Origin of the sequence: uncultured Veillonella sp., from assembly GCF_934190855.1 — a bacterium.
GTDB lineage: Bacteria > Bacillota > Negativicutes > Veillonellales > Veillonellaceae > Veillonella.
The window spans coordinates 1-2539 of record NZ_CAKPTN010000204.1 but is presented as its reverse complement, the minus strand read 5'-3'; the positions used below and the strand labels follow the sequence as shown (position 1 = coordinate 2539).

2 protein-coding genes and 1 pseudogene are annotated in these 2539 nt (G+C 37.7%); all 3 read right to left on the bottom strand.

Annotation, left to right across the window (positions count from 1 at the left end; all coding sequences use genetic code 11):
• A partial coding sequence (locus Q0F90_RS08750) for a hypothetical protein (protein WP_296004828.1) occupies window positions 1-756 on the bottom strand: 756 nt, incomplete at its 3' end.
• Between the two features lie 129 nt (window positions 757-885).
• Window positions 886-1875, bottom strand: coding sequence for a UDP-glucose 4-epimerase GalE (gene galE, locus Q0F90_RS08745; RefSeq protein ID WP_296004827.1), 990 nt, complete (start codon window positions 1873-1875; stop codon window positions 886-888).
• Window positions 1876-1884: 9 nt separating this feature from the next.
• Window positions 1885-2539, bottom strand: a pseudogene (locus Q0F90_RS08740) (glucose-6-phosphate isomerase); the annotation flags it as partial.

The window sequence follows — 2539 nt, the reverse complement described above, 5'->3', positions numbered from 1 at the left end:
CATCTGCTCTTCTGAACCTCTTCGTAAAATAGCAATATTTTGATTCCCCTCAATGACTCCCACAAGTTCTATTGGTTGTTCTGGAATTAACACCTTAGAATTAATACCAGTTCGAGAGTGAATGTTTTCATCATTAAAGTTATTCATATCATCACGAGTTATATTTCCATTCGAATTCTTACTTTTTCTATCCGTTTTTGTAATTTTATTTTTCGTAACTCTATATTGCCTTGCAGCCCTTTTACTGCTTGATTGTTTAACATTATTAAGGGATATTTCATCATCTCTAATAGTATCTAGGTCGTTATCTATATCTTTAGTCTCATCATCTTCACTTAATATATCCAGACTAGAGATATCTTTAAAGACTTCTTGCCAAGGATGAAACCGCTCTACACTGCTCACATCATATAGTAATCGCCCCTTAACACTAGAGCCGTCTTTCTCATTACTTATAGCTTTATTATCTACTCCCTCTTTACTAGATTTTCCTTTATCACTACCATTTCTTTTGTTATTAGATTTCCCTTGCGATTGCTCTTTTGAATCTGCCTTCCTTTGATTATCAATACTGCCCTCTGATAAGGCTGAATTCATATTGATAGATTCCTCTTCTTGAGGATAAAAAATACCGACTACTATCATCCCTAGAGCAAGTACAAAGAAAATAACAATTACCATTCGATAATGGCGTACAAGAAAATATTGTCTATCAATCCAGCCTTTGATTTGTTCTATATAGTTTTGTAAGTTCATAATTCACCTCCTTCGAACTATTTCTAGGAAGTCCTTTTAAATTCCTATAAAAAAATGACTCTACCAGTCACCTAGGTGACTAATAGAGTCATTCATTATATTGACAAATCAAAAGGATTTGTTCTTATTTTATTTACTGTTAAAACCATCTGGATGAGATGTATGCCATTTCCAAGCATCTTTGATAACATCAGCTACATTACTGAATTTAGGATCCCAACCAAGTAAGTTTTTGATTCTTTCAGAAGAAGCAATCAAAGTACCTGGGTCGCCAGCACGACGGTCACCATATTGAACAGGAATATCGATGCCTGTTACCTCTTTTGCAGTTTCGATGATTTCTTTTACGGAGAAGCCATTACCACTACCAAGGTTAAATACTTGAGACTCACCGCCATTACGCAAGTAGTCCATAGCCAATACGTGAGCAGCCGCTAAATCATTAACATGAATATAGTCGCGCACACATGTGCCATCAGCTGTATCATAGTCAGTACCAAATACTGTTATATGCTCTCTTTTACCACGAGCCGCATCGAGCACAAGCGGAATCAAATGAGTTTCTGGATGGTGGTCCTCCCCAATCGTACCAGATGGGTCAGCGCCAGCCGCATTGAAGTAACGCAAAGCTACGTATGTAGAACCATAGATAGAACTATAATCAGATAACATTTCTTCAATCATCAATTTAGTGCGACCATATACATTGGTAGGTTGCAATTGAGCATCTTCGCGAATCGGCACCACTTCAGGCTCACCATATACGGCAGCCGTACTAGAGAATACAAAATGTTTCACACCTGCAGTACGAGCAGACTCAGTGAGGTGATAAGAACCAACTACATTATTTTCATAATAAATGGCTGGATTTACCATGGATTCCCCAACTTGAGAATGGGCTGCAAAATGCATAATACCAATGATATTATGATCTTTCATAATATTTATCAACTTAGGATCTGCAATATCCATATTGTAGAATGTAACCCCTTCAGGAATCGATTCTACATGTCCGCGAGATAAATTATCTACAATGATTGGTGTATAGCCTGCTTGTTGTAAGGCACGTACAGTATGACTCCCAATATAACCAGCACCACCTGTTACTAAAATATTCATAGTTCCCCCTTATGAATTATCTGTGTCCTTAGCACGAGCTAATTTAGGACCGATAAGACGCTTATAGACCTCAACGCCTGGTTGGTCAAAGGCATCAACGCCAGCAAAAATAGACTCGAAATAAACAGCCCAACAATGCATAAACATAATTTCCCCTAAATGGAATGCATTTAAAGTTGGTACAGTTATAGTCATGTTAAAGCGATTGTCACTAGACAATGCCTCTCTATTTGCATCTAAGGCAATATTTAAAATATCACAAATTCCCACATCAGATAAAGAGCGTAAGCGTTCATATTGGCTATACGTATCTGGCACGATGAGATTATGTTTCCAGTCTTTTACCTTAATAAATTGAACGACCTTATTGAGACGACCTTCTTGATGTTCTTGAACTTGAGCGTGCATATCCATAGTGCCTACTGCAGCTACTGGTGTACGACCATATGGCAAGCAAGTATTACTCATCTTGCCTAGAGATTCGGATAAAAGTTGCACATACCAGTCTGACAAAGAATGAAGAGCATCACTATAAGGCATAAACACTTCAATAATACGACCATACCGTTCAGATGCAATATATTTCAATAAAGCGCTTAGTAAAGCAGGGTTTTTGAAAATATCCTCTTCTTGACATGCTGCATCCATAGAGGCAGCACCAGCT